We start from the raw sequence: 17,480 nt of genomic DNA, 5'->3' as shown, positions 1-17,480 counted from the left end.
TTGGCACCCACTCAAATCCCCATTTGGTATAATGCCAACAATAAAAAACGCCCTTTGAAAGGGCGTTTTTTATTGTTGTGGTACGTGCAAAACTATAACACACGGTTGTAAAATATCCTTAATCTCAAGTTTTTTGAAAAAGGAAGCCCCGCGAACGGGGCTTTACCTTGCGGGTACCTGCGAAGCAGGCCCCTTGTCTAGGCGTTGTCCACTCAAATCCCCATTTGGTATAAATGCCTAGGTGGACATTATACAATTGATATTCCCAAGTGAAAAGAGGTTGTCCCCCATGTCAAAAAGAACCATTTGTTTACAGAATCCCGCCAAGCTTTTCTGCAAGAATAATCAATTGCTGGTGGACCAGCGAGGCGTTCAGACAAGCATTCCTCTGGAGGATATCTGGGTTCTTGTTTTAGAGAGCAATGAGGTAGTAGTGTCAACCGCTCTGCTTGCAGCGATGGCAGAAGAAGGGATAGGGGTTTTGGTATGTGATGGGGGTCATATGCCCGTCGCTCTTCAATTGCCTCTTGGTGCTCATTCCAGACATGCTGCTATTGTGGAGGATCAGCTTCTTATTTCGAAACCCCTCGCAAAGCAACTGTGGAAGGCGATCGTAGAACAAAAGATTCTCAACCAAGCGCAATGCTTGGAAATACTGGGTCTGGAAGGTTGTGAAGATGTTCGAAAGTATGCCAAGGAGGTGAAATCGGGGGATTCCTCTGGTAGAGAGTCTGTCGCAGCTTCTGCATACTTTCGGAAATACTTGAAGGAAGGAACCAGAAGGGAGGGGCCATACGCAGCTCTTCTAGATTATGGTTATGCGGTGTTACGAGCGGGAATTGCTCGATGTGCTGTTTCCGGTGGATGGCTCGTCTCTCGAGGTTTGCATCATTGCAGTGATCTTAATGCATTTAACTTAGTTGATGATCTGATAGAACCGTTTCGGCCTGTCGTTGATTTGCTGGTGGCATGTTGTGATGTATCCGAGGGTCTTTCAACTGACAACAAGCGTCTTCTTACGAGGGTGTTTGAATGTTCGGTTTCCGTTCAGGGGAAATGCCATTCGGTTCAAAGTGCAATTGAGGAAGAGGTCGCCTCGCTCAAGCGGGCGGTTTTAGCTAAGGATGCCTATTTACTCAACTTGCCTTCCCTTATGCCTGTTTCGTTTGTTCGTTTGGAGGAAAAGTGAGGGTGATGAGAATCATAGTGATGTTCGATTTGCCTGTTGCAACGAAAGCAGAGCGGAAAGCCTACACTGAATTTCGAAAATTCCTCGTAAAAGACGGCTACAGCATGGAGCAGTTCAGTGTTTATTCTCGGGTAACACTGGGGCGCGATTCAACAGAGGTTCATGTTGCTCGTCTGAAGAACCATATCCCCACAGCAGGAAGTGTGACGGTGTTTACTATGACCGAAAAGCAATTCGAGAACAGAATGGTTCTGCTTGGGAAACGCAAGCAGAACCATTCCAATGACTACGGTGCTCAGATGACGTTATTCTTCTGACTCTTTCTTTTGGTGTTGCTTGATCGAGAGTCGTTTAAAAACAAGCCCCAGAACGTCTTCTTCAATGTGAACAGGCAGGTTTTCTTTATCGAGTGTTAAAAACGCGAGTCCTTTGGTTGCTTCTGTGTCAGTCAGCTCACCTCTTGGATCCGAGAGCTGCCAGCTACATGTAGCGATATTAATTGTCTTAAATCTCCGAATCTCCCCCTTAACGAGAATCACATCTTGTGGAAAAAGGGTGAGGGGCTTCAAAGCAAGCGCCCTTTCCGGAACTGGATCCCAAAACTCTCGGGGCTTTTTATCGCTTTGAGGTGGAATGTACTTTCTCACATACCCTGGTTTGCTTTCAAATGGAATATCCGCCCGATAAATCGGCTCAAGCAGCAACTGTCCTTTCCCCTTCTTCGCTTCAGGATCGAGCCATAGGTTGATGAACGCCAGTTCGTCCACAATAAGAGCTGAGCCGTCCTCTCGAACAATGTAATTTGATGAGGCTTTTGTCCCTAGTTTGCCTTTCGGACCGCTTCCCAGAAGTCCCACTTTGCCATCTTTTCGAAGGCCGCAGTATGCATACACCGTATCTTCGAACACGCGACCGCCAATCTTGTGATCGACCATGTGGGTTGGGATTATGGTTGTCTTCCATTTTGCAACTTCTTCAGAAAAACCCTTCCAAGGTTCGGTCGCCTTAAAAAGATCTTTGCGCTCGCTTTTCGGAGTGTATAACTTCCGCTCGTTCGCCCTTGCGATATCGATTACCTGTTGGCGGGTACAGGCAGCAATAACGGCGGCGTCGACGGCGTGATGCACTTGGTCTTCCTCGCGGTTCTTCCGAATTCCCCAGGCACTTCGCAAAAGCGCCGTTGCACCGCCGGCAACGGCGAAGACGTGCTGTTTGTGGCCGTCTTCCGGGAAAGCCAAGTAGTTCTCTATAAACGATTTGGCTGCTCTTGATGCGTATCGGGTGTCGTTAAGGTTGCGGCTTATGAACTCACCCTCTTTTGCTGCCGAAAGATCGGTACACAGGAGTTTCGCGCGCTTTTTCTGTCCTATCTTCTTGTTCCTTGTCACGCGAAGAGAAAAGTCTTCCCAGTTGATTCCTCCATCTTGCGCCCATTCGTACGGAGTGCGGTTCTTCTTGTTCTGATTACAGGCTTTACATGAAAGAACTTTGTTCGACTGACTGTCATCACAGGTTCGAGAAAAAGGAAGGGCATGATCTATTTCGGCAAAATGATCTTCGGCAATGAGACGTTCGTAAGAAATAGGGTTTCCGCAGTAAACGCATCGACCGCCTTGCTCTTCCCAGGCTTCAACCTTTTTTATTAGGCTCTTCTTTGGTACTACCCCAAGCTCTTCGGTTATTTTTGCAACTCGTGCCTCGCGGGCGTCTCTCGTGGCGCGATTCCTTTCGCTGATTACCTGTTTCTCATGTTTGGATTGTTTGAGCTCGCGCGCCAGCTCGATATGAATCTCGTTGGGCATGCCATACTCTTTGATGATCGCATTGACGACTTTCCTGACCTGTCCCATAACGCGCAGCACTACGGGATTCTTGCATGTGGGGTCGTAAAGTTTGTATGGTGGTAGTGATGTGTCGCGTCGTTCACCTGGTTCAAGGCGCATATCTTTAAGCCCCGATGCCTCTTCTGCTTGAGCTAAGGTAGTAACGTTTTCGTAGTCCTCGAATGAGCTTATCAGCAGATCGAGGGCGCGCAGGCTCCGGGAACCATAGCCGGTGAAAACCTGCGCAGTGAAAGGAAGGCTGCACAAGGATGATATATCCTTGTCATCGATACAGTTTTCCTTAAGGACGGCAACAAGGTTCTTTTCGCTTGAGGCGTAGGTGAGACACCCTGCGACGATATCTGCGAGTTCCCGGTTGTCGCGTAGTTCCACTGTTAGATCGTTGGGGAGATTCTCTCGCATCACTTTCCATGCTTTAGGGATGTAGATCTCCTCTGTTTTTTCCTTTTCGGATTCGACTCCTTTGAATGTAAAATCCGAATCGAGCTCCATCCATTCGCGAATTCGCTTGTAGGTTACCTTGCAGCTCTTATTTCCCTTCAGAGGAACGGGGCTGAAAAGCACTTCGACTATTCTTTGCTTTATCTCGGGTGGTAACTTGTGTTCGGTGCCTTTTTCGTCGATCCATACGGCATGTGAAACGCGTTCAAACGCTTCACACATCTGAGAAGAAAGGCTTGATTTTGGTGCCCTTTTCTCGTTCTTAAAATATGTACACCACCCAACCTGGTCATATATTCGCCGATCGTTTTCCGACACGTCTTTCTGCCAAGAGAAGATATCCAAGTATTCCTCTTCGAATTGCGAAGTTGCTCGAGGGTTCCCATGCTCTCTCTGGGCCTCGAAAAGAGCGTTGACCTCCACGATGAGGTCATTGTGGGTGACGCATAACGAGTAGTCTCCGCCTCTGTTTCGGGAGCGTGGTTCTTGAGAGAGCATTTCGCCTACTGTCCTCATGCCTGCAGCCTGTAGTTTTTCGGCATTCTGCTTCACTGCCTTAAGTACCTTACCCTCGTCGCCTGAAGAGGTTGAGTCACCATGAGGAATGTACCCTCTTCGGTCGCATAGAGAATAAAGAACCTGGGCCCATTGGCGATCCGTGAGGCCTCTTTCAAGTCCTTCCGCCCTTAGTTTTATGACGGGTTTGTCTTTCTTCACGGATTGGAGCCATTGGGCTTGAGCGTCGGCAGGAACAAGCTTGTGCTTTTTGAGAAGGGTGAGACAGTGTTTCTTTCTATCTGCATTCCGTTTGGTATTGCGCCGTGCTGATCGAGCGGCGCGGCGAGTTGCCGCAGTACTTGCTTTTGTTTTGGGTTCTTGCGGCGTTTCCCAGAGACGGACGCCTGAAGCAATGATTCTCTTGTTCGTCATGTCGAGTAGCGACCAACCGCAGCTTCCAATTCCGATATCTAAGCCAAGAATAGTAAGAGGGGGTATAGAGGTAACCATAGCGTCTCCTAAGGTTGGCATCAGTGCTCTTTTAGGATAACGCTTGACATGCGGAGATATGACAAGAATCGTCCACTTTTGGTTCACAATCCTTCCTTACTGGGGCACCAATTCTCTGTGGGGCGCATGCAAAACTGGGGCTTAGCATCCCTTCCAATGCCGATAAGAGTTCGCGTTGGTTTGCAGTTTTGTCATCGGATGTCGGTGTCTCGGGAACGTTCGGCCCACTCCGCAGTTTTGGATGAACATGCAGCAAAGGGTTGACCTGGTTATAATGGGGAACGACAAATGGGTGAAATAAAGACGGAGGGGTTCCCATGGAGAATCAGAGTGAGCGCGCTTTGAGTGTCGAAGGCGCCGAAAGTGCTGGGGTTTTCGAAAGTGCCGAGCGAGCTGCGAGTACCGAAAGTGCCGAGCGTGCTGCGAGTACCGAAAGCGCTGTGAGTGCTGAAAACGCCGAAAGCGCTGTGAACGTTGCGCCGGTGGGGTTTCAATCGTGCGATGAAAAAACTGCCATCAAGGGGCTTATATGGACACCGGTTGATGTGCGTGGCGCGCGGGGTTCGCGCGCTCACATGTCGCAGCACCCGCGCGGCATCGTGCAGATTGCACATGGCATGACCGAGCATGTGGGCCGCTATGACGAGCTCGCGCGCTTTTTGGCAGTTCGTGGGTTCGTTGTGTGTGCAGCCGACCATATCGGGCATGGCAAAAGCGTGGCCAGCGCCGATGAGTTGGGTGTGCTGCCGGTTTGTGGCAAAGATATTCTCATCGGCGATGTGCACGAGCTTCGTCGTATCGTAGAAGGGCGTTATCCCCGGCAGGTTCCTTATATCCTGTTTGGGCATTCTATGGGTAGCTTTATTGCTCGCGCTTACCTTGCTCGCCATGGCCAGGGCGTGGCGGCGGCGGTGCTGTGCGGCACGGGGCAGCAGCCGATTATTGTTTCGCGTGCCGGCAACCTGCTCGCCCGGGCGCTCGCGGCGCTAAAGGGTGCCGACTACCGCAGCTCACTGCTCGACCGATTGGGGGTGGGTGCCTATGCTCACCAAATTGCCGATGCGCGCACGCCGTTTGACTGGTTGTGTACCGATGACGCCGTGGTTGACACCTACCGCGCCGACGATTTGTGCGGAGTCATGTTCTCGGTGGGTGGGTATGCTGCGCTCACCAGCCTTACGGCCGAGGTTGCATCGCGTTCCTGTGCGCGCAAGGTGCCGTCTAATCTGCCGCTGTTATTCGTTGCTGGTGCGTGTGATCCGGTGGGTGATTTCGGTGCGGGTGTGCAGCGCGCAGCCGACCTGGCTCGGCGGGCTGGCTCACGTCAGGTTGACGTGCGTCTGTACGAAGGCATGCGTCATGAGATACTCAACGAACCTGGTCGGCGCCAGGTGTTCGAAGATATAGCGGTTTGGATGGAGGACAACGCATGTCAGCAACGTATGTCGTAGCGCTCGACCAGGGAACCACCTCGTCACGCGCTATGCTCATTGATGCGCAAGGAAACGTCGTTTCCTGCGTGCAGAACCCGTTTCGTCAGATCTACCCCCAGCCGGGTTGGGTTGAGCACGATCCACGCGAGATACTAAGCTCACAACTCGGAGCGCTTACCGAGCTTGTGGTGTCGAACGGCTTGGAGCCTGCCGACATCGACAGCATTGGCATCACGAATCAACGGGAAACTACCATCGTGTGGGATCGACGCACGGGTGAGCCGGTAACAAACGCCATCGTGTGGCAGTGCCGCCGCACGGCCGACATGGTTGAGACATTGTGTACCGACGAATCCATCGCGCGCGAGATCACGCGCCGGACGGGCCTGATTCCCGACCCATACTTCTCCGCAAGTAAGATTGCGTGGATTCTTGACAACGTTGCGGGCGCTCGCGAGCGCGCTGAGGCAGGGGAGTTGGTGTTCGGAACGGTTGACTCGTGGCTTATATGGACGCTCACTCAAGGGCGTGTTCATGCCACCGACGCCACCAACGCCAGTCGCACCATGTTGTTCAACATTCACGAAATGCGTTGGGATCCGTGGTTGCTCGACCTGTTCGGCATTCCCGCAAGCATGCTGCCCGACGTGCGACCCTCGTCGTCGCCGTTTGGCTACACTACCAATTCTGCGGTGTTGTCGGGGGTTCCCATTTGTGGTGTGGCGGGAGATCAGCAGGCGGCGTTGTTCGGTCAGTGTTGCTTCGAGCCTGGTCAAGCGAAGAACACGTACGGCACGGGCTGCTTTCTGCTCATGCACACGGGGCATGAGGCGTGTACGTCGTCACATGGGTTGGTGACCACGGTAGCCGCCAGCGCTCCAGGTGTTGCCCAGCCCGAATACGCGCTTGAGGGCAGTGTGTTTATGGCCGGCGCGCTCATTCAGTGGTTGCGTGACGATCTGGGGCTTATCGATCGAGCCGCTGACACCTGCGACATCGCTCGCAGCGTGCCAAATACGGGTGGCGTGTATGTGGTACCTGCGTTCACGGGCCTTGGCGCGCCGTATTGGGACGCGCAAGCTCGTGGCGCTATTCTCGGCCTTACGCGCGGCACGTCTCGCGCGCATGTGGTGCGCGCGGCGCTCGAGTCGCTCGCGTATCAAGTTTCCGACTTGGTGCGTGCTATGGAAGCTGACGCCTGCGAGAGTCTGACGTCACTTACCGTTGATGGGGGAGCGTCGGCGAACGATTTCCTCATGCAGTTCCAAAGCGATGTGCTTGATGCGGTTATTCGTCGCCCGGCAAATGCGGAAACGACCGCACTTGGTGCGGCGTACCTGGCGGGGCTTACCACCGGTTTCTGGAGTGGTACGGACGCATTGCGTGCCTTACGCACGACTGATACGTGCTTTCATCCGACTATGGAAGCCCATGAACGCGCTGCGCTGCTTGACGGATGGGTACGCGCAGTGGGGAAGGTAAGGGCGTGATCGGATAGTGCATTTGTTTGCAGGATACGCGTATCCTGGTGGTGACACTTCGGTTTTCGTGGTGCTCTTCGCTGCTTTCCGTTTACGTTGCCTGTGCTGCCTGTGCTGCCTGCACCGTTCGCGCCGTTTCGACACTCGTCATTCGCCAGCCTTTGCCGCTTCCTCGCTCTAACTTAACCAAGATTTCACGCGGCACAGGCGCGTTGGGCGCTATAGTGTTTCTGTTGCACCCAAGCAGTTGTAAGGCGGGTGCAACAAACGCAAGGATACGGCGAGAATAGGGAAGGTGTGTTTCCGTGATTATCAGTATCGCAAGCGATCATGCGGGGTTCGAGCAGAAGCAAAGTCTCGTTGACTACCTGGTTCGAGGCGGTTTCGACGTTATCGACTGCGGGCCCGATACCGACGAGAGGGTCGATTATCCCGATTTCGCTGCATGTGTCGCGCGCTATGTAGCCGCTGGCGACGCCGATTTCGGTGTGCTCGTGTGCGGTACGGGCATCGGCATGGCTGTGGCCGCGAACAAGGTGTGCGGCATTCGTGCGGTGAACGCGGTTAACACACAATTTGCCCAGCTCGCCCGCGAACACAACGATGCGAACGTGCTCACGCTGTCGGGCCGCTTCGTTACGCTTGACGAGAATAAGGCTATTCTCGATGCGTTTCTGTCAACCGATTTCGGCGGTGGCCGTCATGCTGGTCGCGTGCAGAAGATCATGGCGTTGGAAAGGAGCTAGCATAGTATGGCGCACGCATTTCTTTCGCAGACCGACCCTGAGGTCGCAGATATCATCGGACAGGAGCTTGCCCGCCAGCGCGGTTGCGTTGAGCTTATAGCCAGCGAAAACCTTACGTCGCCTTCCGTCATGGAGGCCATGGGCAGCGTGCTCACCAATAAGTACGCTGAGGGCTATTCGGGGAAGCGCTATTACGGTGGGTGTGAAAAAGTCGATCTGGTTGAGGATCTTGCCATCGAGCGCGTATGTAAACTGTATGACTGCACATTCGCCAACGTACAGCCGCATTCCGGTGCAAGCGCGAACTTAGCAGCGTACATGGCTGCAGTAAACCCAGGGGATACCGTTATGGGTATGAGTCTCGATCATGGTGGACATCTCACGCACGGCTCGCCGGTGAACTTCTCGGGCAAGTGGTTCACCATGGTTCATTATGGTCTCGATCCTGAAACCGAAACTATTGATTATGACGCCATGGAGCGATTGGCGAAGGAAACGCGCCCGAAGCTCATTATTGGCGGAGCGAGCGCGTATCCGCGCGTTATCGACTTTGAGCGCATGGCCGACATTGCGCATGAGGTGGGTGCGCTGTTCATGGTGGACATGGCGCACATTGCCGGTTTGGTTGCCGCAGGAGCGCACCCAAGCCCTGTTCCGTACGCCGATATTGTTACCTCCACCAGCCACAAAACGCTGCGTGGCCCGCGTGGCGGGTTTATTCTCACCAACGATGAGGCCATGGCGAAAAAAATCAACAAGGCGGTATTCCCTGGTACGCAGGGAGGCCCGCTCATGCACGTTATCGCCGGCAAAGCTGTGGCGTTCGGCGAGGCGCTGCTGCCGTCGTACGCCGACTACATAAACAACGTAGTAGTCAACTGTGCTGCCATGGGAAAGGCTATGGTCGAAGGGGGCCTGCGCCTGGTGTCGGGTGGCACCGACAATCATCTGTGCCTTGTTGATCTCACGCCAGCTGGCGTGACCGGCAAGGACGCCGAGACGCTGCTTGAATCAGTGGGGCTTACGGTGAACAAGAATTCGATTCCCAACGAGCCACTCAGCCCATTCGTCACGAGTGGCATTCGCGTGGGGTCCGCCGCGGCTACCACGCGCGGCTTTGACACCGACGACTTCCGCGAAGTGGGCTGCTGTATTGCCGAAACGGTGTTTAATGCCGACGACGCGACGAAACTTGCCGAGGTACGCGAACGGGTTGATGCCTTGTTGGCGAAGTATCCCCTGTATCCGGAGTTGGGTTAGCATGGGCGCGCCGGATAATCGTCCTGGATGGGACGAATACTTCATGACATTGGCGAACCAGGTTGCCTCGCGCACGACGTGTTTGCGACGTGCGGTGGGAGCCGTCATTGTGAAGGATCGCCGCATCTTGGCCACAGGATACAACGGGGTTCCCACTGGTCTTGCGCATTGCGGCGAGACGGGGTGTCTGCGTCAGCAGATGGGCGTTCCCAGTGGGCAGCGTCATGAGATCTGCCGCGGTCTACACGCGGAGCAAAACGCCATCATCCAGGCGGCGCGCTACGGCATCGACATTTCGGGGGCAAGCATCTACGTGAACACGCAGCCTTGCGTGGTATGTGCCAAGATGCTTATCAACGCCGGTATAACCGAGGTGGTGTATCAGAACCCATATCCCGACGAACTTGCCATGGATATGCTGCGCGAGTCGGGCATGAAGCTGCGAGTGTACGAATAATCACTGGCTTTTTCGGTGCTACAAGGGGCGGCGTAGGTTGCACGCAGCGCCCCTTGTACGCTTCTGTGGCGTGTATCGAGACAGACGAATACTTTTGTACAAAACAGCTTCCATGCAAAAATGGTGAAAAGGTTGTTTTTTTGCGATGCGGTATGCGTTTTTCCCAAGCTGTATGGGTAATCAGGTTAAAAAATTCTTTTTTCGATTCTTGGGAAAAGCTCCAGAACTTACATTATCTTGATAATAAATCAAACTAATCAGAAATTATTCATAATAGTGAGAGTTTATGCATCATCTACCGAATTGCGAGGCAAAAAAATAAATATAAATAGGTGCTTTCCGCGCGTTTCGCTACTATACTTTCAAATGACGTTTCATGCATGCCGATTCGTACGGCATGCGGAGGGGAAGCAGTTGTTTTGGCGATTGCGATCATCATAGGAGTTCTGATAGGCGTGGTGAGCTGCCTGCCGTTTCGGTATGCCACCGTCCGCGTGCGTGCAATCAACCCAACGCACACGGGCAGCCTTGCAGGTTTGTTCTTCGCCGCCATCGCCGTTTCCTTCGTGATGCTCGGCGCTGGTATCGTTGTGTGCGGCTTGATTGCACGTGACGTTTTGCTTGCGTACGCGCTCGCCGAGGTTGTGTCGTTCATCGTTGCGGTTATTGCTTTCGGTCTTATATCGAAGCGACAATAGTAGAGGAGAGCTACATGGAACTGACGGGTAACCCTTTGGCGGACATCGCCGCTCCGATCGAACATCTTCGTTCTTCGTTCGATTCGGCGTTCGTCGTCGACTTCGGCGGCTTCGGCATCACCCAGTACACGCTGTGGATGTTTATCGTGCTGGCGGTGGTTCTGGCGGTGGTGCTTATCGGTGTACGTAAGATCGGAGTCGTTCCGAACGGCAAGTTTGCCGGCATGGTTGAGTGGGGCTATGACGCCGTGAAGCGGAACATGGGTGAAGGCGCCATCGGGCATGGATACAAGAAGCACATACCGTTTTTGGCCACACTCTTCTTTTTCATTCTCACCGCGAATGTGATTGGTTTGATTCCGGGTGCGAAGGCTGCAACGGGCACGTTGGGTGTCACCTGGGCGTTATCATTCATCGCGTTCGTGTACTTTAATTACTACGGCATCAAAGCCAAGGGCGGCTTGGGCTACATCAAGTCCATTGCCCCGTCGGGCCTGCCGAAGCCAATGGTTCCTATCATTTGGTTCTTTGAGTTTATCTCGCTGGTCATTCGCCTGCTCACGTTGGCCGTCCGACTTTACGGCAATATGTTCGCGGGACACATGGTGCTTGGTATCTTCGCGCTGTTAACCACGGTGTTTATTCAGGATGCCATCTACGCAGCTAACGCCGTGCTGGCGCTTCCCTCTATCATCTGGATGCTGTTCCTTATTGCCATGTACGTGCTGGAGTGCCTGGTTGCATTCTTGCAGGCTTATGTGTTTACTATTCTGTCGGCTGTCTACATTGGTCTGGCTACGTCGGAGCATTAAGAGGTTTGTCTTTACGTGGCGCTTTGCGCCGCATGCCCCTCGTGGGTACGCTGATTTTGGTTTGTCCCGGCAAACTCCCGCCGGATGAACATAGGTACTGGTGTTTCTGGGAAGGGCCCGGAAACGGTAAAAGGAGGAAACAATGGCAGAAACCACTCTCGTCATCGCGGCCTTGAAGGTTGTCGGCTATGGCCTTGGCACCATCGGCCCCGGCATTGGTCTGGGTCTGTGCGGCTACGGCCTGTGCGTCGGCTCCGCCCGTCAGCCCGAGCTCGCCGGCAAGCTGTTCACCAACGCCCTGATCTTCGGCGCTCTCGCAGAGGCGCTCGCCCTGATCGGCTTGGTTGCCGCGTTCATCTTCTAGTCGGCTTGAGCGCAGATACGTTCTAAAGAAACCGAAAAGGAGAGCACGTGAAAGCAAAAGCAAAGAAGATACTGGGTACGCTCGGCTTCACTGCTGCTTTGTCCGCGGCCTCTTCGTTTATTCTTCCGGTGGCTGCGTTTGCCTCCGAAGAAGGGGGGAAGACGGGCATCGCCCTCATCCTTCCCGACATGAACGAGTTCATTCCGATGCTCATCGCCTTCCTGGTGATTGCCGTCGTGTTGGCCAAGTTTGGCTGGCCGGTGGTGGACAACATCATCGAGAAGCGCGAGGCTGCTGTGAAGGATGCGCTTGAGAAGTCGGAGGCGGCGCGCATTGAAAGCGAGCGCCTGCTCGAGGAGTATCGCAAGCAGCTCGAGGAAGCGAAAAGCCAGTCTGCGCAGATTATCGCTGATGCGAAGAAGACCGGCGAGTCGGTGAAAGCCGACATCACGGCCAAGGCGCAAGGCGAGGCGGAGGTCATGGTTGAGAAAGCTCGCGTTGCCATCGAGAGCGAGAAGAAGGCTGCGATCGCCGAGCTGCAGAGTTCGGTTGCAGACACCTCTATCGCGGTGGCGTCGCGTTTGATCGGCCAGGATTTGAGCGACGATGAGCATCGCGCGATCATCGAACGCTATGTGAACGAGGCGGGCAGTTTCAATGCCGATTAATCGCCAGATCGTTAAAGAGCAGGTAGCCACGTACGCTGCTGTCCTTTTGGATGGCGTGTACGAGGCAGGTGGCCAAAACGACGTGCTCGAAGTGCGCGATCAGCTTGAGAGCATTGTGCGGATCATGCGGTCGAACATGGATCTTGCAAGCGCGATCGGCGACAGCTCGTATACCGCTGAGCAGCGTGCGGAGGTGGCTCGCGGCGTGTTCGCCACGGCCAATCCCGTGCTCGTTGATGTTCTCGCCGTTATGGCAGAGCGCGGCGACACGGATCTGCTTCCCCGCGTGAGCGAGGCGTATGGGCAACAGCTCGAAGCCAAGCTGAACATGACCGTTGTCGATGTGACCACGGTCGTAGAGCTCGATGACCACCTGCGAGAGGTTATCGTACGGAAAGCCGAAACCGATTTGGGAACCAAGGTCGTGCTGCGTGAGCATATCGACCCATCCCTGTTGGGCGGCATACTCATGAACGCAAACGGCAAGAGGATCGATGCCAGTATTCTCACGCAGTTAGAGAATGCGCGTACCGTCCTCAAAGACACAACAGATGGAGGTGAACGCTCGTGACAGAAATCACCGCACAGTCCATTGACGAGGCTCTGCGCAGGCAACTTGATGCGCTGAGCACCAGTGTCGAGTCCCGTGAGGTTGGCACCGTCATTCAGATCGGCGACGGCATTGCCCGCATTGATGGCCTGAAGGACGCGATGGCAGGTGAGCTGCTGGAGTTTGTCAGCGGCGAAGGCAAGACCGTGTACGGCCTGGCTCAGAACCTCGAAGAGGATGAGGTTGGTGCCGTGCTCCTTGGCGATGTCACCGCGATCAAGGAGAATGACCAGGTGCGCACCACCGGTCGCATCGTCGAGGTTCCGTCGGGCAAGGAAATGCTTGGCCGCGTGGTGAATCCGCTGGGTATTCCTATCGACGGCAAAGGCCCTATCAAGGCTGACGGCATGCGTCCTGTCGAATTCAAGGCTCCTGGCGTTATCGCCCGTAAGCCGGTGCATGAGCCGATGCAGACTGGCATCTTGGCTATCGACTCGATGATTCCCATCGGGCGAGGCCAGCGCGAGTTGATCATTGGCGACCGTCAAACGGGCAAGACCGCTATTGCGGTTGACGCTATCATTAACCAAAAGGGTCAGGATATGATCTGCATCTACGTGGCAATCGGCCAGAAGGCCTCCACGGTCGCGCAGATCGTCGAAACACTCGAGCGTCACGGCGCGATGGATTACACCATCGTCGTTTCCGCTACGGCGTCCGACTCTGCCCCGCTGCAGTACATCGCGCCTATGGCTGGCGCTGCTATCGGCGAGTACTTTATGTACAACGGCGAGGACGGCAAACCCGCAGGTGCCGATAACCCCGGACGCCACGTGCTCTGCATCTACGACGACCTGTCGAAGCAGGCCGTCGCATATCGCCAGATGTCACTGACGCTGCGTCGTCCGCCGGGACGCGAAGCATATCCGGGTGACGTTTTCTACCTGCATAGCCGCTTGCTCGAGCGTGCTGTGAAGATGTCCGATGAGAACGGTGCGGGTTCCATGACCGCTCTGCCCATCATTGAGACGCAGGCAGGCGACGTTTCCGCATACATTCCCACGAACGTCATCTCCATCACCGACGGTCAGATCTTCCTGCAAACCGACCTGTTCTTCCAGGGTCAGCGTCCTGCAGTCGACGTGGGCATCTCTGTGTCCCGCGTTGGAGGATCTGCGCAGATCAAGGCTATGAAGCAGGTTGCTGGCTCACTGCGTCTCGACCTCGCGTCGTATCGCGAGCTGCAGGCGTTCACCCAGTTCGGCAGCGACTTGGACAAGGCAACACAGGATCAGCTGAACCGCGGTGCACACATGACCGAGCTGCTGAAGCAGGGTCGCTATATGCCCATGCCCGCATCCGAACAGGCGGCGGCCATCTATGCTGGCAACAAGGGATATCTCGATGATATTCCGCTTGGCGACGTCGTGCGCTTCCGCACGGAGATGCTCGCGTACCTGCGTGCCTCGGCACCTCAGGTGCTGGAGAGCATTGTGAAGGAGAAGAAGTTCACCGACGCAATTGAAGCCGACCTGAACGCCGCGCTTGACTCGTTCAAGCAGACGTTCTCGGTTACGGCGTAAGGCAGGTAGAACATGCCCAACCTTCACGACATTGAAAGACGCATCAGCTCCGTATCGTCGACGAAGCAGATCACGCGCACCATGGAAATGGTTGCTGCGGCGAAGATCCGCAAGTCAACGGAACGCGTGGAGGCTGCGACCCCGTACTCCGAATCGATGATGGAAATGCTGGGAAGCGTCGCCTCTCGCGTGCAGGGCGGGCAGAGCGCCTTGCTCCGCAGGCACGAGGAAATTAAGAACGTGCTTATCGTGGTTGTCGTGTCGGACCGTGGCCTTGCGGGCGGGTTCAACAGCAACGTGCTGCGCCGCGCCGAGGGCCTTATGAGAGAGAATCAAGCTGCAGGGGCCTCTTGCCAGATCGTGGCGTGCGGTAAGAAATCCGCTGGATACTTCAACTATCGCAACGTCAAGCCGGTCTTGGAGTTTAAGGATCTCTCTGCTGATCCTACGGTTGAAGAGGCGTCTGCTATCGCCACCTTCGCTATCGACGGTTACGTGAATAACGAAATCGACGAGGTTGTGCTTGTGTACAACCATGCGAAGAATGCGGCGGAGCAGGTGCTTCGTGTCGAGCAGGTGCTGCCGGTCAACGCCGACGACCTGCAAGGCGATGCCGAAGGCACCTCTGGCGAGGCCTCTCTTCCCGGTGACGTCGAGTTCGAGCCGAGCGCTGAGGCTGTGCTGGACATGTTGCTTCCCGCATATGTTCGCACGACGATTTTCCATGCGCTTGTCGATTCGGCTGCCGCTGAGCAGGCGGCTCGCCGCGCTGCCATGAAGTCGGCGACCGACAACGCCAACGAAATGGTCGAAACGCTGACCAGACTATATAACCGTGTCCGCCAGGGCGCCATCACAACCGAGATTTCGGAGATCGTGGGCGGCGCTGCGGCTTTGGAGGAATAAATGGCTGAAACGAATGCAAGCGCATCGGCCGAGCAGCGTGCGAAGGGACGTATCGTCCGAATCGTTGGCGCTGTTGTGGACGTTGAGTTTCCGCCGGACCAGATGCCGGCTATCTACAACGCCCTTACGGTCAATGCCATGACCCCCGTTGGGGAGGTCAACACTATCTTGGAGGTGCAAACGCATCTTCCGGGCGACTTGGTGCGTACTGTCGCCATGTCGTCCACCGACGGTCTGACCCGCGGCATCGAGGTGGAGGACACTGGTTCTCCTATCATGATGCCTGTTGGGCAGAATACGCTCGGTCGCATCTGGAACGTTATTGGCGAGCCTGTTGATGGCAAGCCCATGCCGGAGATTACCGAGTGGATGCCCATCCACCATCCGTCTCCCGAGTACGCAACGCTCACCACGACGACGGAGATCTTTGAGACCGGCATTAAGGTTATCGACCTGATCGAGCCCTACGTTAAGGGTGGTAAAACGGGCCTGTTCGGTGGCGCTGGCGTTGGCAAGACCGTGTGTATTCAGGAGCTCATTAACAACCTGGCTCAGGAGCATGGTGGTACGTCGGTGTTCACCGGCGTTGGCGAGCGTACCCGTGAGGGTACTGACTTGTTCCTGGAAATGAGCGAGTCGGGTGTTATCGAGAAGACCTGCTTGGTCTACGGACAGATGAACGAGCCGCCGGGAGCGCGTCTGCGCGTCGGTCTGGCGGGTCTGACCGAGGCGGAATACTTCCGCGATCAGGGTCAGGACGTGCTGCTGTTCATTGACAACATCTTCCGCTTCACGCAGGCTGGTTCTGAGGTGTCCGCTCTGCTTGGACGTATGCCATCCGCTGTAGGTTACCAACCCACGCTGGCAACTGAGATGGGTGACCTGCAGGAGCGCATCACGTCGACCAACGTTGGGTCCATTACGTCGGTTCAGGCCGTTTACGTGCCCGCCGACGACTTGACCGACCCGGCTCCGGCAACGACGTTTACCCACTTGGACGCCAAGACGGTTCTGTCCCGCTCCATTGCTGAACTGGGCATTTACCCGGCGGTGGATCCGCTCGACTCCACGTCGCGCGCGCTCGATCCCGAGATTGTTGGTGAAGAGCACTACCGCGTAGCCGTTGGTGTGCAGCAGATCCTGCAAAACTACAAGGACCTGCAGGACATCATTGCCATTCTGGGTATGGACGAGCTGTCAGAAGAGCAGAAACTCACCGTTAACCGCGCCCGTAAGATCCAGAAGTTCTTGGGTCAGCCCTTCCATGTTGCTGAGGTGTTCACTGGCAACCCGGGTAAGTACGTGAAGATTGAGGACACCGTGCGCTCCTTCGCCGAGATTCTCGACGGCAAGTGCGACCACATTCCCGAGCAGTGCTTCGTGTACAAAGGGGCCATCGAGGACGTGTATGCAGCGTACGACGAGATGCAGAAAGCTGGCGAATAATGGCCGCTCTCGCATGCGACATTGTCACACCGGCAAAGCGGTTGTTCTCATCTGAAGCCTATATGGTTATCGTGCCGGGCGTCGAGGGCGAGATGGGTTTTTTGCCCGGCCATGCGCCCACCGTGTCTGTTTTGGCCGATGGTGTCGTACGTCTGAAGAACGAGGATGGCTCGAATCCTCGCGCGTTCGCTTTGCAGGGCGGTTACGTTGAAGTGACGGGGGAGAAAGTCATCATTTTGGCCGACCGTGCGGTGGCCGTTGAGGACATCGACGTGCAGGCAGTGCGTGATCAGCTGGCTGAGCTGCAGAATGAAGCCGCCGGTAAGCATGAAGCCGAGTTGGCAAAGACTATGCTGCCCGCTGACATTGCGTGGTGCAATGTGCGCATTAAGGCGGCCGAAGCGTAAGGCGACGTGTCGCAAAACCAGTACCTATGTGAGGGTCCCGCAGCCGAAAGCTGCGGGATCTTTTTGTAGAGAGGTACTCGAACATACGTTTCATAAAAAACCCACGGTTTGTTCGCGGGGTTCGAGATATCAAACTTCGGGGAAGCTGTTAGAATGAATGTGAAAGAAACCGTGAAAGCAACCTTGC

Annotated in this window: 17 protein-coding genes and 1 CRISPR repeat array (1 of these 18 cut by a window edge); of the genes, 16 read left to right on the top strand and 1 reads right to left on the bottom strand. The window is 55.1% G+C overall.

Translation table 11 applies throughout. The features are described 5' to 3' along the window. Positions 1–33: a CRISPR direct-repeat array (repeat unit 36 nt); it reaches 595 nt to the left of the window's first position. 256 nt (positions 34–289) lie between these two features. Beyond that, the gene (gene cas1, locus G7Y43_RS01990) at positions 290–1,189 is read left to right on the top strand and encodes a type II CRISPR-associated endonuclease Cas1 (protein WP_165043530.1); all 900 of its coding nucleotides are present in this window, start codon (positions 290–292) and stop codon (positions 1,187–1,189) included. Between the two features lie 5 nt (positions 1,190–1,194). Further along, a complete protein-coding gene (gene cas2, locus G7Y43_RS01985; RefSeq protein ID WP_165043528.1) occupies positions 1,195–1,506 on the top strand; it encodes a CRISPR-associated endonuclease Cas2 in 312 nt (103 codons plus the stop codon). Here the strand turns inward: cas2 and cas9 are convergent. Beyond that, positions 1,495–4,569, bottom strand: coding sequence for a type II CRISPR RNA-guided endonuclease Cas9 (gene cas9, locus G7Y43_RS01980; RefSeq protein WP_165043526.1), 3,075 nt, complete (start codon positions 4,567–4,569; stop codon positions 1,495–1,497). The genes cas2 and cas9 overlap by 12 nt on opposite strands. Before the next feature lie 230 nt (positions 4,570–4,799). Here cas9 and G7Y43_RS01975 point away from each other — a divergent pair, with 230 nt between their 5' ends. The 14 genes from G7Y43_RS01975 (at position 4,800) to atpC (ending at position 17,293) form a co-directional block, all read left to right on the top strand. Beyond that, complete coding sequence (locus tag G7Y43_RS01975) at positions 4,800–5,933, top strand: alpha/beta fold hydrolase (RefSeq protein WP_165043524.1); 1,134 nt, start codon at positions 4,800–4,802, stop codon at positions 5,931–5,933. Further along, positions 5,912–7,405 carry a glycerol kinase GlpK gene (glpK, locus tag G7Y43_RS01970; protein ID WP_165043522.1) on the top strand — a complete coding sequence of 498 codons (1,494 nt, stop codon included), beginning with the start codon at positions 5,912–5,914 and terminating at the stop codon, positions 7,403–7,405. Before G7Y43_RS01975 ends, glpK begins: the two co-directional genes overlap by 22 nt. A 296-nt stretch (positions 7,406–7,701) precedes the next feature. Further along, positions 7,702–8,142 (top strand): ribose 5-phosphate isomerase B, encoded by a 441-nt coding sequence (gene rpiB, locus G7Y43_RS01965; protein WP_165043520.1) that lies wholly within the window; start codon positions 7,702–7,704, stop codon positions 8,140–8,142. A 6-nt stretch (positions 8,143–8,148) separates the two neighbouring features. Further along, on the top strand, positions 8,149–9,402 hold the full coding sequence (gene glyA, locus G7Y43_RS01960) for a serine hydroxymethyltransferase (protein WP_165043518.1): 1,254 nt from the start codon (positions 8,149–8,151) through the stop codon (positions 9,400–9,402). A 1-nt stretch (position 9,403) separates the two neighbouring features. Further along, positions 9,404–9,859, top strand: a complete 456-nt coding sequence (locus tag G7Y43_RS01955; RefSeq protein ID WP_165043516.1) for a cytidine/deoxycytidylate deaminase family protein — start codon at positions 9,404–9,406, stop codon at positions 9,857–9,859. Positions 9,860–10,239: 380 nt separating this feature from the next. Further along, positions 10,240–10,557: a hypothetical protein gene (locus G7Y43_RS01950; protein ID WP_165043514.1), complete on the top strand. Its 318-nt coding sequence runs from the start codon at positions 10,240–10,242 to the stop codon at positions 10,555–10,557. Between the two features lie 14 nt (positions 10,558–10,571). Further along, positions 10,572–11,369: a F0F1 ATP synthase subunit A gene (atpB, locus tag G7Y43_RS01945; RefSeq protein WP_165043512.1), complete on the top strand. Its 798-nt coding sequence runs from the start codon at positions 10,572–10,574 to the stop codon at positions 11,367–11,369. Positions 11,370–11,511: 142 nt separating this feature from the next. Then, positions 11,512–11,733 (top strand): F0F1 ATP synthase subunit C, encoded by a 222-nt coding sequence (locus G7Y43_RS01940; protein WP_165043510.1) that lies wholly within the window; start codon positions 11,512–11,514, stop codon positions 11,731–11,733. 47 nt (positions 11,734–11,780) lie between these two features. Continuing rightward, complete coding sequence (gene atpF / locus G7Y43_RS01935) at positions 11,781–12,401, top strand: F0F1 ATP synthase subunit B (protein ID WP_370514627.1); 621 nt, start codon at positions 11,781–11,783, stop codon at positions 12,399–12,401. Then, on the top strand, positions 12,391–12,972 hold the full coding sequence (atpH, locus tag G7Y43_RS01930) for an ATP synthase F1 subunit delta (protein WP_165043508.1): 582 nt from the start codon (positions 12,391–12,393) through the stop codon (positions 12,970–12,972). Before atpF ends, atpH begins: the two co-directional genes overlap by 11 nt. Beyond that, a complete protein-coding gene (atpA, locus tag G7Y43_RS01925) occupies positions 12,969–14,534 on the top strand; it encodes a F0F1 ATP synthase subunit alpha (protein ID WP_165043506.1) in 1,566 nt (521 codons plus the stop codon). Before atpH ends, atpA begins: the two co-directional genes overlap by 4 nt. Positions 14,535–14,546: 12 nt before the next feature. After that, positions 14,547–15,440, top strand: coding sequence for an ATP synthase F1 subunit gamma (gene atpG, locus G7Y43_RS01920; RefSeq protein ID WP_165043504.1), 894 nt, complete (start codon positions 14,547–14,549; stop codon positions 15,438–15,440). Further along, positions 15,441–16,886: a F0F1 ATP synthase subunit beta gene (gene atpD / locus G7Y43_RS01915; RefSeq protein WP_165043502.1), complete on the top strand. Its 1,446-nt coding sequence runs from the start codon at positions 15,441–15,443 to the stop codon at positions 16,884–16,886. After that, on the top strand, positions 16,886–17,293 hold the full coding sequence (gene atpC, locus G7Y43_RS01910; protein ID WP_165043500.1) for an ATP synthase F1 subunit epsilon: 408 nt from the start codon (positions 16,886–16,888) through the stop codon (positions 17,291–17,293). Before atpD ends, atpC begins: the two co-directional genes overlap by 1 nt. Positions 17,294–17,480: the final 187 nt, after the last annotated feature.

Origin of the sequence: Adlercreutzia sp. ZJ138, from assembly GCF_011038935.1 — a bacterium.
Lineage (GTDB): Bacteria > Actinomycetota > Coriobacteriia > Coriobacteriales > Eggerthellaceae > ZJ141.
The sequence above is the reverse complement of the archived record's forward strand: the minus strand, read 5'-3'. Positions and strand labels throughout refer to the sequence as shown.